The sequence below is a fragment of the Lactobacillus sp. IBH004 genome (genome assembly GCF_026185255.2).
Classification (GTDB): Bacteria; Bacillota; Bacilli; order Lactobacillales; family Lactobacillaceae; genus Lactobacillus; species Lactobacillus melliventris.
Genome location: NZ_CP110217.2, coordinates 1905527 through 1922391 on the forward strand (window position 1 = coordinate 1905527; position 16865 = coordinate 1922391).

General features: G+C 36.9%; 16 protein-coding genes. 4 read left to right on the forward strand and 12 right to left on the reverse strand.

Annotated elements, in window-relative coordinates; all coding sequences use genetic code 11:
• Positions 1 to 168 precede the first annotated feature (168 nt).
• From LDX54_RS09315 to LDX54_RS09325, 3 genes are read right to left on the reverse strand one after another with little or no spacing between them, the layout of a single operon-like run.
• A complete protein-coding gene (locus LDX54_RS09315) occupies positions 169 to 2700 on the reverse strand; it encodes an AAA family ATPase (protein ID WP_122026672.1) in 2532 nt (843 codons plus the stop codon).
• Positions 2700 to 3566 carry an alpha/beta hydrolase gene (locus LDX54_RS09320; protein WP_046325713.1) on the reverse strand — a complete coding sequence of 289 codons (867 nt, stop codon included), beginning with the start codon at positions 3564 to 3566 and terminating at the stop codon, positions 2700 to 2702. Before LDX54_RS09320 ends, LDX54_RS09315 begins: the two co-directional genes overlap by 1 nt.
• Before the next feature lie 3 nt (positions 3567 to 3569).
• Positions 3570 to 4865 carry a PTS sugar transporter subunit IIC gene (locus LDX54_RS09325; protein ID WP_122026723.1) on the reverse strand — a complete coding sequence of 432 codons (1296 nt, stop codon included), beginning with the start codon at positions 4863 to 4865 and terminating at the stop codon, positions 3570 to 3572.
• A gap of 147 nt (positions 4866 to 5012) precedes the next feature.
• Between LDX54_RS09325 and LDX54_RS09330 the strand changes: the two genes are divergently transcribed.
• Positions 5013 to 5246, forward strand: a complete 234-nt coding sequence (locus LDX54_RS09330; protein WP_046325715.1) for a hypothetical protein — start codon at positions 5013 to 5015, stop codon at positions 5244 to 5246.
• A gap of 66 nt (positions 5247 to 5312) precedes the next feature.
• Here the strand turns inward: LDX54_RS09330 and LDX54_RS09335 are convergent, their stop codons facing one another.
• From LDX54_RS09335 to LDX54_RS09370, 8 genes are all read right to left on the reverse strand, one after another.
• Positions 5313 to 6020: a DUF975 family protein gene (locus LDX54_RS09335; protein ID WP_110446821.1), complete on the reverse strand. Its 708-nt coding sequence runs from the start codon at positions 6018 to 6020 to the stop codon at positions 5313 to 5315.
• Positions 6021 to 6256: 236 nt separating this feature from the next.
• Positions 6257 to 7231, reverse strand: a complete 975-nt coding sequence (locus LDX54_RS09340; protein ID WP_122026673.1) for a serine hydrolase domain-containing protein — start codon at positions 7229 to 7231, stop codon at positions 6257 to 6259.
• Positions 7231 to 8538, reverse strand: a complete 1308-nt coding sequence (gene dltD, locus LDX54_RS09345) for a D-alanyl-lipoteichoic acid biosynthesis protein DltD (protein WP_122026674.1) — start codon at positions 8536 to 8538, stop codon at positions 7231 to 7233. Before dltD ends, LDX54_RS09340 begins: the two co-directional genes overlap by 1 nt.
• Entirely contained in the window at positions 8531 to 8770 is a 240-nt protein-coding gene (gene dltC, locus LDX54_RS09350) for a D-alanine--poly(phosphoribitol) ligase subunit DltC (protein ID WP_046325719.1), read from the reverse strand. The genes dltD and dltC overlap by 8 nt, the downstream gene beginning before the upstream one ends.
• Positions 8771 to 8800: 30 nt before the next feature.
• Complete coding sequence (gene dltB / locus LDX54_RS09355; RefSeq protein ID WP_122026675.1) at positions 8801 to 10045, reverse strand: D-alanyl-lipoteichoic acid biosynthesis protein DltB; 1245 nt, start codon at positions 10043 to 10045, stop codon at positions 8801 to 8803.
• Positions 10045 to 11559, reverse strand: a complete 1515-nt coding sequence (gene dltA / locus LDX54_RS09360; protein WP_265667300.1) for a D-alanine--poly(phosphoribitol) ligase subunit DltA — start codon at positions 11557 to 11559, stop codon at positions 10045 to 10047. The genes dltB and dltA overlap by 1 nt, the downstream gene beginning before the upstream one ends.
• Before the next feature lie 13 nt (positions 11560 to 11572).
• On the reverse strand, positions 11573 to 11725 hold the full coding sequence (locus LDX54_RS09365) for a teichoic acid D-Ala incorporation-associated protein DltX (RefSeq protein WP_046325722.1): 153 nt from the start codon (positions 11723 to 11725) through the stop codon (positions 11573 to 11575).
• 122 nt (positions 11726 to 11847) lie between these two features.
• Positions 11848 to 12168, reverse strand: coding sequence for a hypothetical protein (locus LDX54_RS09370; RefSeq protein WP_265667299.1), 321 nt, complete (start codon positions 12166 to 12168; stop codon positions 11848 to 11850).
• A 568-nt stretch (positions 12169 to 12736) separates the two neighbouring features.
• Here LDX54_RS09370 and cbpB point away from each other — a divergent pair.
• From cbpB to LDX54_RS09385, 3 genes are all read left to right on the forward strand, one after another.
• The gene (gene cbpB / locus LDX54_RS09375; protein ID WP_122038201.1) at positions 12737 to 13222 is read left to right on the forward strand and encodes a cyclic-di-AMP-binding protein CbpB; all 486 of its coding nucleotides are present in this window, start codon (positions 12737 to 12739) and stop codon (positions 13220 to 13222) included.
• Positions 13223 to 13505: 283 nt separating this feature from the next.
• A complete protein-coding gene (locus LDX54_RS09380) occupies positions 13506 to 14078 on the forward strand; it encodes a hypothetical protein (RefSeq protein WP_265667298.1) in 573 nt (190 codons plus the stop codon).
• A gap of 118 nt (positions 14079 to 14196) precedes the next feature.
• A complete protein-coding gene (locus LDX54_RS09385) occupies positions 14197 to 16077 on the forward strand; it encodes a heavy metal translocating P-type ATPase (RefSeq protein ID WP_265667297.1) in 1881 nt (626 codons plus the stop codon).
• Between the two features lie 69 nt (positions 16078 to 16146).
• On the opposite strand, the gene LDX54_RS09390 is transcribed toward LDX54_RS09385, so the two are convergent.
• Positions 16147 to 16824 (reverse strand): type II CAAX endopeptidase family protein, encoded by a 678-nt coding sequence (locus tag LDX54_RS09390; RefSeq protein ID WP_046325727.1) that lies wholly within the window; start codon positions 16822 to 16824, stop codon positions 16147 to 16149.
• Positions 16825 to 16865 lie beyond the last annotated feature (41 nt).

Below are 16865 nucleotides of genomic sequence, written 5' to 3' on the forward strand. Positions count from 1 at the left end.
TTAGCACTCGATCGGTTCGACTGCTAATTACTTACATATAATATTATAGCAGGTTATCCACAGAAGGCAAAAATTATGATTGCTTTTTCCACAATTTTCCCGTTTTTTCCACAAAAGAAAAAAGTCTTGCTATAAAAGCACTAATGCTTCTTTTAAGACTTTTCACTGCTATTTTTGATACAATTTAAATTGTTTTCGTAAATATTTACCAGTTAAACTATTAGATTTTTGCGAAATATCCACAGGAGTGCCACTTGCAATAATTTTCCCACCTTGCAGCCCACCTTTTGGTCCCATATCAATCATATAATCACTGTTAGCCATAATATCTAAATCGTGTGTGATTGTAATAATAGTTCCTTTTTGCTCAAGTAATTTTTGAAAAACATGCAAAAGGGTTCTGACATCTTGTGGATGTAAGCCAACGGTCGGTTCATCAAAAACAAATAGTGTCCCTTTTTGTCTTTGATGGATATGACTGGTTAGTTTCAAGCGTTGTGCTTCTCCTCCTGATAAAGCTGGAGTAGATTCTCCCAAGTGCAAATATCCTAGACCCATATCATGCAAAGTTGTAATTGTTTTATTGATTTTTGGTTCATTTTTAAAAAGTTCTTTGTCTAGCGCATCATCAACGGAATAATCTAAGACATCCGCAATACTTAAGTTATGCCATTTTACTTGTAAAACAGCTTGGTTAAAACGGTGACCGCCACATACAGAGCACGTTTCAACCATATCTGGTAGATATTGGATGTCAAGTGAAATTACACCGGTTCCGTTACATGCCGGACAGGCACCCTCTTTGTTATTGTAAGAAAAATGAGACGCACGGTATTTTAATTTTTTTGCTAATGGCTGCTTGGCAAAGAGTTTACGCAAATTATCCATAATATCAGTATAAGTTGCAACAGTCGAACGTTGATTTTTACCAACAGGTGTAGAGTCAACACTAATTACATTTTTAATAGCATCATTTTTTAAATTTTTTACCCAATCAGGACCATTTTTAAGATTTTTTTGTGCTTTAAGTGCAGGAATGAGGGAATCGAGAATTAGGGTAGTCTTACCAGCGCCAGAAAAGCCGGTAACGGAAGTTAAGCGATTGAGTGGAATTTGCGCGTGAATATTCTTTAAATTAAAACGTTCAGTAACATCAAATTCAACCTTACCGTGTTTAAAAATTTGGTCAGTTTTGGCCCTGTGACGAACTAGGAGTGGTGCCTTACCAGTTAAGTAAGGACCAATTAGAGACTGTTCACTTTGCTCAATCTCACTAGGTATTCCCTGGGAAATAATCTCACCACCCCGGCTGCCTGAACCAGGACCAATTTCAATTACCCAATCGGCTGCCTTAATGATTGCAGTTTCATGATCAACTACAACTAAAGAGTTTCCTTGATTAACCAGTTCATGAAATATATCAATCAGTCCAGCCACATTATCAGGGTGCAAACCAACAGATGGTTCATCTAAAACGTAAAGCACCCCAGTGGTTTCCGTACGCAAAGTTCTACCAAGCTGAATTCGTTGCAGTTCCCCCGTAGACAGACTGGCAGCCTGTCTATCTAAACTCAGATAGTCTAAGCCTAATTTTAGCAGGGGCTTGACTTGATGCATCAATTCACCAGTTAAATTTTCCGCCAATTCCTGCATATCTTGCGGCAGGGAAGCTAAAATCTCACTCATATAGTGGCTCAGTTCACCCAAAGTTAATTGTTCAGCTGCTACAATACTTTTTCCAGCAACTAACTGCTGCCAGCGACTTGGATCAATGCGATAGCCTTGGCAGCGGGGACAGGTACTGAATTTATAAAAGGAGTTAATTCTTTGCAGTCCGCGTTCAGACTTAGTAGTTTTGCGTGAATTAGCTACCGCATTATAAGCATTCTCATATAGCGCATCTAGATGATATACGCGACCAGTTGAAGTTGGCAAATCAATCGGGACTTTCCGCTCTTTTCCATGAAGTACAATTTCTTTTTCTTTAGCATTCAGCTCTTTATATGGAATATCGGTCCGTACCCCTAGTTCCCGGGCAATACGCCACATCCAATTTCGTCCGGGAATTTGCCAAGTTGCCACTGCTCCATTTTCAAGAGATAAATTCTCATCTGCAATGATTTTGCTATCATCAATTTCTTCAACAGTTCCCAGTCCTTGGCATTTTTGACACGCACCATCAGAATTAAACGCAAAGTCTTCTGCACTAAAAGCATAAAATTGTCTCCCACATGTAGGACAAGTTAATCGTCCCATAGCTGCCCCCGTTAGATCCATGGCTTCAGCTATTTTAATCGTTGCTGGTACTCGGTGACCGTTGGGGCATACAGGTGAACCTAAACGGGAAAAAATCAACCGTAAGATGTTAAAAACTTCTGTAATTGTACCTACCGTGGAACGAACTCCGGGCACAGCAGGCCTTTGCCTTAGAGCTAAAGCTGAAGGAATATGTTTTACTTCGTCAACCTGTGCACGACCAACTTGACTAATACGTCTTCTGGTATAAGCTGCCAAGGAATCAAGATAACGTCTTGCACCCTCTGAGTACAAGATTCCCATCGCTAAGCTTGATTTGCCAGATCCGCTTAACCCCGATATCGCTACAAATTTATGCAGGGGAATATCAACGTTGATGTTTTTTAAGTTATTAACTTTACCACCAATTACTTCAATTTTGGTCGGCTGCTTTTGATATTTCATTAGTGATTGCCCCTTCTTTTAGCCGGCTTTAACGGCTTTTCTGGCTTCTTTAATAAGTACTGTCTTATGGCCTGAATTACTTGCTTGTTCTGCGGCAAATCAGAATGATCTGCCTTTTCACCCGTAACTGTTATTGCAGTATAGTTTTTTACTTGATTTTGAAAAATAAATTTACCTGCAGCTACACTTGATTCAGGTACAATACCATCAGATTCGTAATTTTTGCCACCAGAAAGAGAATAAACCTTTAAATAGGTTGGCAGTGCTGAACGTTTTTTAATAAAATCAGCCAGCATTTGCGTTCTATTATTAATATTATTTTCAGTAAAATTATATGGCGTACCTAAAGTCATTAATTTCTTGATTTTGATATCATTTGAATACTCAGAATAATAGTGCTCCAGCCAGTAAGTCCAAATCAAACCGCCGTTAGAATGACCAAACGCCTTAAAATTATTGAACTTATAATTTTGGATTAACGATTCAAATGCAACATTTAGCCACTTAGCTTGTTTTTTAATATTGGAATAGCCGTCTTTATTGTTATCAAAACCAATAATAATAAAGGGCTCCAAGTCATTTTTACCTATAGAGCCAGTGTAAGTCAATTTTGCTTCACGTGAAACTCTAATTTTTATTACACTATGTCTGTTAAGTGTCGTTTTATTAAGTTCATCAATTAACTGGTTAAAGCGCTCGGTGGTAGCACTTGAACCCGGGACCATAATTACAGGCGAGAGAAGCGATTTACTGAGTTCTGCTCGTGATTTATTATCTTTTTTCATCCAAAAGAAGCTGGGAACAGCAAGCATAATTAAAATAATAATAATCAGGAGCAACCATTTATAGTTAGGATTTTTTTGCATCTGCTATTTCATCTCCTGCTTTTTAATTCTTAATTCAACTTTTTCATTTATCTTAATTACAGGTAGCAATAAAAAGATATCTAATAAAAACAACAATAATGTAAAAATTAGTGTTGCCCAATTGCCGTTAGTGCCAAAAAAGGAAACCAATAGTCCCGGAGTCCCTTTTAAATTCTGGTAAACGCAAACTGGGATAATGTGTAAACTAATAGCTGCCACGGCTATTGTCATATTAATCAGAGGAATTAAAATGCTCGGTAAGATAAAAACAGGATTTAACATTAAAGGTAAGCCAACTGTAAATCCTAGTCTTGAACCAAAAGCAGCAGGCAACAAGTTAATTTTAGCATTTATTTCGTTTTCCCTGTTATCTCTTCTGCTAAGCAGTAACACAATAACAGCCAAAACAACACTGGCACCGCCCATTATGCCGTAACTGTTAATAAGTGAGCTGCCCAGATATTTATATGGCACATTCCAAGAATTACCGTGTTTTAATGTATATGTTAAATTCTCTGCAGTAAAGGCGTTATTTACTATTCCCGCTAAGGAGCGCAACGGATAACCAATTCCAAGCCAATCAAAAAAAGTAATTACGGCTGTCAATAACAGCACTTCGCCAAAATTATTAGTAGTCTGAACCCTGCTAACAATTTCAGTAAAACTGGCGGAATTAAGTAATTTAAGCTGTAGTTCATAAATTAAAATACCTAAAAAAACACCCAATAATAATGAAACAGCGCTTGGTAAAACGGCATCCCCTGCTCTTTTTTGAATTACTTTTGTGCCCTCATATTCAACGTAAGAAAAGTCCTTTCCTAATAAATGAAATATTTGGCCCACACAGTATCCTACAATTAAGGCAATAAAAACAGCATTAATTTGTAATAAACTGGCGGTAAAAGGCATACGAGCATTGCGTCCACTACTGGAAGCATATGAGCAGAAAAGCATTATCAAAACTGCTGTTAGACCTGCCATAGTTGAATCTTTATGGTAAAGGCGTGCGGTGTAACGAGCCATAAAATAACTGGCATAAACGCCAAAAACCCCAAAAGTAATTTCTACCATTCCCCGGCAGACAAAAGAACCGCCATACCAAATGTGATCTGATAAAACTTTATCCAAATTGAAAATATTATAGATTAACCCGTTAGGTGTAAAGATCAAATCACCTAAAAGTTTAAAATAGGAGCCAACTACAGCAATTGGCATTAGCATCGCCATTGTCCGTCTTGTGGCTCGAAAAAAAGAAAATTCCTGCAGGCGAGCTATAAAATTGATTGTACATTCTGTCATTATTTCAACCTTTATTTTAATTATTATATTTAAAATAAAATAATACTCTATTTTTTTAATGCAAGCCATTTTTGTTACCCATTATCTTTTTTATTATTAGTTGTGAATAAAATGGTATAATGAACTTGTATTTTAAGAGGCGAGAACATGAGCAGAAAGAAAATCGAATTAACTGACAAAGTGGCAAAACTGACTGATAAATACTTAGAAACCAATGATACAGATTTTAATGCCCTAATTAATAAGGCATTAAAACTGTACCTATTAGATCATTTAAGTTCCAGCCAAATCAAAGATGCGCTTAAAAAAACAGATGATTTTACTTCTGAATATGCGGGAAAATGGTTTCAGGAAAGTATTGAGGATTTAAATAAATACTAAACTTTCTTAAAGCAAAACAAAAAGAGCAAGACAGTTATTGTCCTGCTCTTTTTGTTTGTTACCAATTTACTTTTTTAAATACCGCTCTCCGGCCAATTGCCGATAAAAATTAGCTTTGGTTGTGCGTTCATAAGGAATCAGCCAAATAAACCCAATACCTAAAGTAATAATACACAATAGGTACCAGCCAATAAAGCTTAAATCAAGCACGAACAATTCCCACTTATGACCAGCCATTAACTGGCGACTTGCAGTAATTGCTGTTGTGGCATGCACCTCTTGTCCACTTTCCACTAAATCATTAACAATATATGGTGTCATAGCATAAGAATAGGATTTGATTATCCCAGGAATGAATAATAATAAAGTCCATAAAAATTGAAAAATATAGCTAAAAAGAAAGTTCAAAAATTCCGGAATAAAGCGACCATCAGTAAAAACAGAAAAAATTCCCTTAAAAAAGCTTAACCTTTCTCCGCGAGCAAAATGTAAAAATGTTATCACCATACTCAACATGAAAAAGCTGCCAATAAAAGTTAAACCTGTATCAGGTCCTATTTGTCCTGCCCAAAACGCTGGCTTAAACAGTGAATCAATTGAGCCGGTTCCCATAACATCATTTACATTATTCGCAGTCTTAAGTGAACCACTTACTGCTGGTCTAGCAAAAAAGAAGCCGACAAATAGCGTCATTACGATACCAATACTAACTGCCCAGCCCCAGTTATGACGAAGCTGATTTCTAGCTTCTAGTTTCAGTTCTGCTCTGTTCATAACTTATCTCCTTATCTAGTATATACTAATTACATTTTACTCTCATATAATGGTACATCGCAAAGAAAAGACAAAAAAAGCCTAGTTCCACCAACATCGGAACTAAGCTCACACAGTGTTTGTGTCACCACTACTGACCACATATAGAAATTTACATTTTCGCTACCGGAGAAAATGATTACTTCCCTATGGCGACACAACAGAATTTTAGCATGCAATTAACCAAAAAACAAGTTTTAGCCAATTATATTTGCACTGTAAGCCTTACGGCCAAGCAGTTCCAACATAATTTGATTTATTTGCCCTTTTAGTTGGCCAAATCGACCTTCACGCGTTTTATTAGACTGAATAATCAGAATGGTTTTGGCATTATCAGTGCTACGCATGAAAGTATAATAACCTTGTCCGGCTCCATTAGCCGTTTTGGTTTTCAGCTTAATATTGTTATAAAAGCCACCATTATAATAGGCCGGAGGAGCCGCTTGGTAAAGCAATTTGCGACTCCTGCGGGTTAGTAAACTACCAGTCAGCAGATACCGTATTACTTTAGCCAAATCATGATTTGACATTACTACTGACCCTGCGCCTAACTCACTATGAGCATCCCTGAGGGCTGCTTTATGCTTAACTACATCATAGCGGCCTTTGCGATAAATCATGCCTGGTACTAAATGACTGGCAATAATTTTGCCTGGCTTTGACCACAAAAATTCTGTTTGTTGCAACTTTAATGGTCTGACATAGGTGTCGCGGAATAACTGCTCATAGCTTTGACCCGTTATTTTACTCATAATGCCGCACAAGTAAACATAATTTAACGAGCTATAATGCCACTTATTTAACAAGGCGGGCTCAAAAACAGTGTTAGCAGCATCATGTCGGATATTATCTTGATCCGAAACAAAATGCTTTTGTCCCAGTCTTGCCCCTGATTTAAGATCAAGACCAGCGGTCATTGCCAGCAGGTTCTTCAGCCTAACCTTCTTTGCCCCAGCAACTTGCGGATAAAATTTACTTAATTTATCCTGCAGACTTAACTTGCCCTCCTGCACCAGGTGCATGATAATTGCGGCAGTCATTGATTTTTGTACTGAATTAATTAGATAACTAGTGTCAGTGTTATTGCCTAAAGCATAGTTAAGCATTATTTTGTCATTTTTAATGACTAGAATTGAGCCCTTTATTCTGAGAGCATCAATTTGCTGGCGCACTATTTTCCTTTTAAAGATTCTTTTGCAGTGCCATTTACCGGATTTTCATCTGTTAAACTAATCTGGTACGGCTTTTTTTGCCACTTTTTACTATAAAAATAGTTATGAATATTATAGTTATGCGGCACATTTGCTTGCGCCATAAACGGTTTTACTGCCCGGTCGACTGCTACCCAGCCGCGCCAGCCCAGGTGAATCGTATCTTCCATAAAATACTGTTCACCGCCGCGCTTAGACAAATCGGTGACGTTATCAAAGCCTTGGCTGGCCAGCTGGTACTTAATCTTGGAAACGGCCTTTTGATACATCGTTTGTGACAAGCCCGTATAATTAGACCACTTTTCATTAATCGGCGGGATAATGAACAACACATTGGTATGTTGCTTGGCAAACTGGTGCAGCATCAGTTCAAAATCACTGTATTCTACTGATTTAGTGTAGTTAAAGTGGCGCTGACTGCCCTTCAATTTAACCAATAAACGTTTATTCAAGCGCCGCTTAAAAAAGCGGTTATTAATACCAAAGCTATTCGAATTAGTGTTAAGTTCTGCCTGCTCACTTGCCACTTGGTCTAAGGCCTTGACTGAATAAGTAGCCGGCAAAAGTTTAGCCTGCTTATTGATCCTTTTGATCCGGTCACGTAATTGAAAGGTACTAAAGAACTTGTCTTCATTGTTAAGTATGCGCCGCTGGTTCTCCAAGTAGAAACGCTGAAAACCGGTCAGCTTTTCCCCGCGGGCAACTCTTTTCATTCCCAGCTTAATAACGCCTTTCACTTCCGGCATCTGCAAGAAGCGTTTAGCCGCATAGCGGTTTGTCGGTGTATCTTTTTTAATCCCTAACAGAAAATTGCAGGCCTGCAGCGGTGAATAATACAAGGCAAAAGCATCTGGATTTTGCCCTTTCTTGGTAAACCACTGCGGAGAAACAATCACCACGGCTTTTTTGCCCTTAAGCTGTTTTGATGTGCCCTGCATCTCTAAGAAGTGTGCCAAAGATTGGCTACCTGGCCCACCTAATAAAAACGGCCGGTAATCGCGGTGATATTTTTGCGCAATTACACTCGGGTGCAGCGGGTCAAGCCGTGACAGTTCACTTGAGCCATAAAAAGGCACATAGTCATCTTTAAAGGCATCCTGTTTCATTAAAGAGCCTTTAAAAATGGTCGTAGTCTGGGAATTAGCAGCTTGATAAATAGCACCTGGCGAAAAAGTCCGCTCCCACGGCATTAAAAAGATAACCAGTAACAAGATGGCGGCGCAGAGTACTGGGCCAAAAATCTGCCACAGCCGGCGTTTGTTACTCATTTTCTAAATTTTCCACCTTTGCCACAATTTTATTAGGCGTATCCCATTCGTTTCTATCAAATTCAGAAACTGGTACATCAATTTGAAATTTTTCCTGTAAATTTAACAACATTTGGACACTAGCCATTGAATCCATTAAACCGTTGGCAAAAATATTTTCATCCATTCTGTCTGCTAAATCTTCACCAGTTAAATCTTGTAAAATTGCTAAAACTTCTTTTTTGGTATCCATTGTAAAAAACTCCTTAGATAAAATTCTTGCTTACTTCCAGCCAAACCATAATTGACTGAGAAAACCTGAGAATATCAGGAAACTAAAACACACTACATTAAAAGTTACAAAAATTGCCAGCCATTTTGTGTATTTATTAGATGGCAATTTGTCTTTGTGCTTCTTCTTAAACCGCAGCCAGCAATCATTGATGATGATGGCCACAGCATGAAACAACCCATAAACAATATAATACCAGGTTAGTCCATGCCAGAAGCCCATCACTAAGAATAATAACAGATAAGCTGCTTGAGATAGTCTGACCGGATTCTTGAACAGCTTTTTCTTCATAGCAAAGAAGGTAAACCGCATATAGATGTAGTCGCGAAACCAAAAGGACAAAGTCATGTGCCAGCGGTTCCAGAATTCTTTAATATTTTGTGAAATAAACGGCTTATTAAAGTTCATTGGGGTGTGAATACCCATAAAGTAGGAAATTGACACGGCAAATAAAGAATAGCCGGCAAAGTCAAAGAACAAATACATGCTGTAGCAGTACATATAAGCCACTAACCACCAGGAAAGTTTTAAACCGCCATTAGCCGTACCTGTTATCATTGCTGCTCGGGTAATTCGCGGCAGCCAGTAGGTACCAAAGAACCAGCCCAGAACAAATTTATATAAGAATCCTTGAAATAAATAGCGGGTTGCCAGCTCTAAATCGTTTAGATATTGCTCACGCTTTGGCACCGTGTCACATTCTTTGGCAAATCTGCGGTAGCGATCAATTGGTCCGGAAGAAATGGTGGGAAAGAACAAGAGAAAGCGCAAATACGTTCCCAGATTAAGTTCTTTAATAGCGCCATCGCGCACTTCCATCACAACCTGAACGGTCTTGAACGTAAGGTAGGAAATACCCAGAAAGGCCAAGACCCCCGGAATTTTAGCTTGCGGAAAAGCAGTCTGCACTTTCACTAAAATCAGAGGCACAATTGCTAAAATCACCGCTAGGTAAAAGACCCAGGTTTTATTCTGACTATTTTTACGCCTGCGATAATAGAGATAGCCATAGGAAACCAGGAGCTGAAACAGAATATAGATGATCAGGCTAACGCCCTGTTGCCATTTTTCACCATCAAAAATGAGAAATAAAAAAACTAACGAGAACACAACTTCATAGATTTTGAAGCGGTGACCCCAATACAGCCCGATAATAATGGGAATTAAACCAATCATCAAATACACAAAGTAATGCGGATTAGAGTATGGCTGTAAGTTAATGAAGTTAAAGTTCACTACTCGTTGACCTCCTTAATGACGGCCTTAATATCAACTTTGCCATTTTGGGAGACTGGTAATGTTTCACGGTAAACATAACGTTGCGGAATCATATATGGCATCAGATCTTTAGCTAAATCATTCCGAATCATCTTGGTAATTTCTGCTTCGGAATATTGTTCTTTAACGCCATCTTTCAGCTTAATTTCGGCAACAATTTGCTTAACCGTATGATCCTGATTATATTTAGGTGCGGCTACGCCGTGATCAACCAGTTTATTCATACCGATATAATGGTTGATTTCTTCCAGTTCAATGCGGTAGCCGTTAAATTTGATCTGGAAGTCAATCCTGCCTCGATAAAAGAGCATGTCGTGGTCAAAGAAGCCCTCATCACCTGAACGGTGACTCAGATATTGGTCAGCTGGGTTTTTAAAGAAAGCCTTAGCAGTCTTCTCCGGATTATTCATATAACCCTTAGATGTACTTGGGCCAGTAATAATAATCTCGCCTTCATCAGGCTGATCACCCTTAGTTTTGTCAATAGTTATTTTGGTGTCGGCTTTAACCTTGCCAATTGGCAAGCGGTCATATTTCTTTAAAACTGCATCTGTAATTTCTACTTGAGTGACTGCAACTGTTGTTTCGGTAGGTCCATAGGTGTTAAAAATGCGTGCCTGAGGAAATTTCTTTTTTAGCATTACTACTTCATTGTGGGGCAATTCTTCACCACAGAACAAAAAGTGCGACAAGCTTGGGTGATAAGCAGCAGTAAAAGTTTTATCCAAAAAACACATTTGCGCAAATGACGGGGTTGAAACCCAAACGTTAAATTGTAATTGAGGCAGAGTCTGAAATAATTGAGCAAAATTTTGTGTTACTTCATGCGGCAAAGCCACTAACTTTCCTGCTCCAACTAAAGCTGGATAAAGACTCATCACTGAAAGATCAAATGAATACGGTGCTTGTGACAAAAATGCGGGATGCTCGGGCAGATCAAAGTCCGTCATTTCCCAATTGATAAAGCTAAGCAGGTTATTATGACTAATCTGCACGCCTTTAGGTTTCCCACTGGTGCCTGAAGTAAAAATAATGTAAAAGTTAGCATCACCTTGGACAAAGTTGGCAGGATCGGGTTCATAATTTCCCTTTTCTACATCTTGAGGATGTACAACCTTAATAGGTGGTAAGTCAATTTCAGGCAGATCATCAATTGCTAAAATTGCTTCAGACTGAGAAACTTCTTGAATCATAACTATCCGTTCTGCATTAGAGTAACTGGCAATGGGGATATAGGCATGACCTGATTTAACACAGCCCAAGAAGCTGGCAACCATTTCAAAGTCCTGACCGCCCCAGACCATAACGGGACTTTGCGCTGAAAGTCCTAAACCAGTAATTTTATGAGCCCATTCATCTGAGCGTTTTTTGAGATCACCGTAGGTATTAGTTTGACCTAAATAATCATAGGCAATGCGTTCAGGTTCTTTTTGGGCAACTTCATCAATTTTTTTAATTACATTTTCAATCATGATTTGTACCAGCTTAAAATTCGTTATAAATAAAGTGAACAGAAGTCAGCCCACTATATTGATATAAATAAATCAACACCATTAAAATGACACAATAGATAACTGTCGTTAAAATGAACTTCCCAATACGTTTTCCACGTGAATCATTTTTCTCTTTTTTAGCCATAATTTCATATCTTTCTCAATATTAATAAAATGTACTATCGAATATAGTACTACTAAAGTTTTGTCACCCAAAAATCCACCTCAAATTTTTACCAAATTTAAATATTTTCCCATTTCAACCGTTTATCGTTCGTCGTTTAGCTTGCGACAATCATTATAAGCAAAACAAAGCGGAATTAAAATTATGAATGAACCAAATAGTATAGTAATTACTAATAAGATAAAAAGATTAGTTGGCTTTAACCAGCGCTCACTCTCTGCTGTAGTTAAAATATAAGCAGCAAATAAAAGTGTAAAAATTAGTTCCCCTAAAATCGTGTATGCCAATGCGCCTTGACCAATTAATTGGTATAGCCGCAGCCAGATGCTTGCCGGAAGTAAACAAAGCCACCCAGAAAAGCGTAACCAGAAAGTGATTTTTTTACGATAATCTTGTCTACCCATTTTTCTCCTTAAAATCTCAATTATCCCTTTCAAATAAAGTAAACCTAATTATAACAATGAGTTTTGTAACAAACAATTTTGTAGCAACCAAAATTTGTATTTTGCCATTTTCGTCATACTTTTTTCACATTTTATAGTTATACTATAATTGTGATATAGGAAAGATATAGATCTTTTTTATATCATACTCAACTTTTTGTTTTTCATTCATACTCCTCCAAGTATAATAATGAAAAAACCGAAATGACTTTACAGGTCATTTTCATATCTATCCCTTTCGACTCACGTGCGTTACGTGAGTTTTTCTATACTCTTAAACAGTTCTAAAGAAATTCTTTACTCTTTTATAAGAGATTTTCTACCTTAACTTCATAATTTAGAGATATCATTTTAAATGTAGTAAGCAGTAGCAATGCTTACTACATACTCCCACTTTTTTATTTCATTCATTCTTACTCCTTCAAAGTAGATGAAAACTAACAGGCTCGCACACCTTGCGAGCCTTTTTTCTTTGTTATAGGATTAATTTAGTTATTTATTACTTATTAATATGAGAGGTTTATATTTAATGTTCTCACCCACAATAAAACACTTACTGGAAGAAAAATCAGGTTCATTCATTATCCCTGCTTCCCGTATTGCATTTGTCGAAGACGACAATCCTTTGTACCACGCCTTTATGATCTTGACTCGCGTAAAATACTCAAAAATTCCAGTCCTTGACCGCCAAAGCCGCGTTGTTGGCCTACTGAGCTTAGCAATGATTACAGATAAAATGATGGAAACGGACGACATTTCTCTTGAACCATTAAATCAATTAAAAGTGCGTGATGTCATGCAAACCAAGTTTGACAAAATCAACTTTGTGCAAACTACCCTGGAAACGCAACTTCATTTACTAGTTGACAATGCCTTTTTACCCGTTGTTGATGACTATGGCGTTTTTCAAGGACTATTGACAAGACGCGAATGGATTAAAGCATTTAATTACATAGCGCACAACTTTGAAAAGGAATATAAAGTTACTCCTATTACTAAAAATAAGCAATTATGAGATATACTGTAAATTTATAATTATTTATTACATTTTTAGTGTACTTTATTTCAAATTAAGCTATAATATAATTAGCTAGGGAAATCTAGGTTTTATTTGGTAATCCAGCTATTTAGTTAATACAATGTAAAAATTCGATTTTAATTTTGTGTTATTTTTTAAACATATACGAAATTACAATATTAACATCTTTAATCTTAAAAAAATTAAATAACGCTTTGCTAAATTAGTTATTAAAAATTAATAGATATTTCTTGAATAATTAGAAAAGAAGAGCACTAATATGGCAAGTAAAACAATTTCTGCGCAATTGACATTTTTGATAAGCGCAATTATAAAAAATTGGACTTACCCAAATGATCAAGAGCTATCACTAAAAGACAAAGCTGAGTTGGTTTCTCAACTAAAAAATTTGACAGAGAGTCCAGATAGTATGGATGATGCTGCTAAAATTACTGATGCTTTTTACAAAGATAAAATAAATAAGCGGCTTAAATCAATAGATTCCAATTTTTCGTGGATTTTTATAATTTTGCAGCATGAATTAGTGTCAGCTTCGCGCTTACACGCTCTTCTCCTTGATTTAGCCAAAGAAGAACACTTTTCAGAAAAGGGAATTGCGAAGATTAATCAGTATTTTGCAGAAACTGATGATTATGGTGATAATGATGACTTTATTACAATGTCTTCCTCCGATTTGATTGACTCATTAGGACGGACTAAAATTTTCCACATTCATCCAGCTAAAGATGAATACAAGGCTTTTAAAGTTAAAAAGCACCCAACAAAAGACACACCCAAGTCAATTAAAGCGGAAAATCAAGCAAATAAGATCATTAAGTTAAAAAAGCACTAATTAGAAGGAGCAGTCAGATGACTGGTCTTTTTTTTACCTAAAATTTAGCACTAATTTAGAATAAGTCTAAATTAGTGCTAAAATATAATTATATTTCTTTTTGTAGGAGGCATAATGCATGAGTTTTAAACGTCAATGGAAGTTTTTTTGTGTTTTAGCTATCGGAATAATAGCTCTTATTTGTCAGTTTGGCTTAAAAACAAAAAGTCTTTTTCAACTGGGAAGTCTGCAGTTCCCGATCCAAACTATTTTAATGGATTTAGTCGGTATTATAATGGCATATTCCTTGATCACTGAAATAGTTGGCGACTTTAAATCGGGGCGTTACGGCGTTGATATTTTAGCTGTAATAGCAGTCGTTTCTACTATTCTAATTGGTGACATTTGGGCTGAATGGATGATTCTAGTGATGATGACTGGCGGGCAAGCTTTAGAAGATTACGCCACTGGTCAAGCGGATAAAGAACTTCGTTCACTTTTAAATAATTCTCCTACTATTGCCAACAAAATCAGTAATCAAAAAATTATATCGGTAAATGTAGAACAATTAGCAATTGGCGATCACATTCTAATTAAGCCTGGTGAACAGGTACCTGTAGATGGGAAAGTTATTAAAGGTGAATCCAGTTTTGATCAATCTTCTTTAACCGGTGAGTCGGTGCCAGTTGCCAAAAACCCCGGGGATCAATTAATGTCCGGTTCAATTAATGGCAATGTTGCTGTTGAAATGGCTGTTACTAAAAAAGCCAGTGATTCAGAATATCAAACTATCGTTTCATTAGTTAAATCTTCGCAAGCGCAACCGGCTAAATTTGTCAAAATGGCTGATCGCTATGCTGTTCCTTTCACTATTATTTCCTTGGTAATAGGAATCGCCGCTTGGATTCATTCCGGTAATCCAATTAATTTCGCAGAAGTTATGGTTGTTGCTTCGCCCTGCCCATTATTAATAGCAGCACCTGTGGCATTGGTATCCGGCATGAGTTCCATGTCTAAACACCATATTATTGTCAAATCTGGTCCTACTTTAGAGAAACTAGCATCAGCTAAAACTTTTGCCTTTGATAAAACTGGTACTTTAACGGAAAATCAACTGGTAATTGATGAAATCATTCCCGCTGATAATAGCAGTTATAGTGCAGAAACTCTGCAAAGCTACGCCACTAGTGTCGAACAACAATCAAGCCATATTATTGCCAATTCACTAGTTAGGGTAGCGGATAACAAACTCTTAAAACCCGCTACACAAATTAAAGAATCAACTGGTCAAGGCGTTAGCGGAATCGTTGAAAACCATTTAGTCAAAGTGGGCAAGCTGAGCTACATAAAACCAGAAGATAATTTGCAAAAAGTGCAGGAAACCAATGCTACAGCTATTTATATCTCAATCGATAATAAATACGCTGGCTATATTACATTTAAAGACCAAGTTAGGCCTGAAAGTGCGCAGACTATTAAGCGTTTACGGCGCCAAAGCAATGCTCATATTATGATGTTGACAGGAGATCATAAAGATGTTGCAACTAAAATTGGCAAGGCGCTTAATGTAAAAGATATTCGCTATGAATTATTACCAGCAGAAAAAATAGCTGCGATTAAAAATGTAAAGAAAGAAAATCGACCAGTTGTGATGACTGGTGACGGAATTAATGACGCACCTAGTCTATCTGCTGCTGATGTTGGCATTGCAATGGGAGCCAAGGGAGCCTCGGCAGCCAGCGAAAGTGCAGATGCTATTATTATGGTAAATGATTTATCTAAAATTAACGATGCCGTAGCTATTTCTAAGCATACGATGAAAGTCGCTAATATTGATGTATTAACAGCTATCACAATAGTAATTATAATTGAATTAATTGCCTTTACCGGTGCTATTCCCGCTTTTTGGGGTGCCATTTTACAGGAAGTAGTAGATATGATTTCAATTAGCTTGGCGCTTTTAGCTAAAACTACGCCTACAAACCCAGAACAAACAGGAATCAGTAAAACTACTAATTAAGAAATTTTCCTATTTAAAAAAGCCTGATAAATCAGCGTTTTAGACGAGACGTAATTTATCAGGCTTTATTTATAGGAATCCTAAGGAATTAAAAATCATATGGGATAAAATCGAATAGCGTAAATCCTTGCTAGTAGTGTAAACCCATGCTAATACACAACCTAAGGCCCAATAAACGAGCAGATATTTGGTTAGTCCGGGATCATGAGCGTAACCAAAAATAAGTCCACTTAAAAGTATGCCCAACCATTTGTTACTACTTGTGTTTTTATTGAAAAAAGTATTAAAGAATAGTCCGCGAAAAATAATTTCCTCAAATATTGGTCCCACAATTATAACCATTACGGGGAAAAAGTAACCTGCCTGATAAGAAATTTGGTCAAGAAGATTTTGATTAGTAGAAGTCTGATTAGTATTAAAACCTAGAGCCAATTGAATAGTTGCACTGACAAAAATGAGCATTATTGCCCCTAAAAGAGAGAGCAATACTTTTCTAATCTGCCAGTGTGGTTTACTATTATAATTTTGCTCGTTACTACGCCTTAACTGCAGGCAATAAAAGTAAAATACTAATAGCAAAGCTATGATTGTAATTATGGCAGTCAGCACCACAAAAGGAATATTTCCTAAGCCCAATGATTTTCTTAACTTGTAAGGATAAAAATAAAACTGTTGTACAATCGTATAAAGTATAAAAGCAAGCACTATTGTAATTAGATTTCCTAGAAAATAGAAAAACTTTTTCATTCACTTAGCTCCTTTCTGACCAAAATAAAAGCAAAGCCATA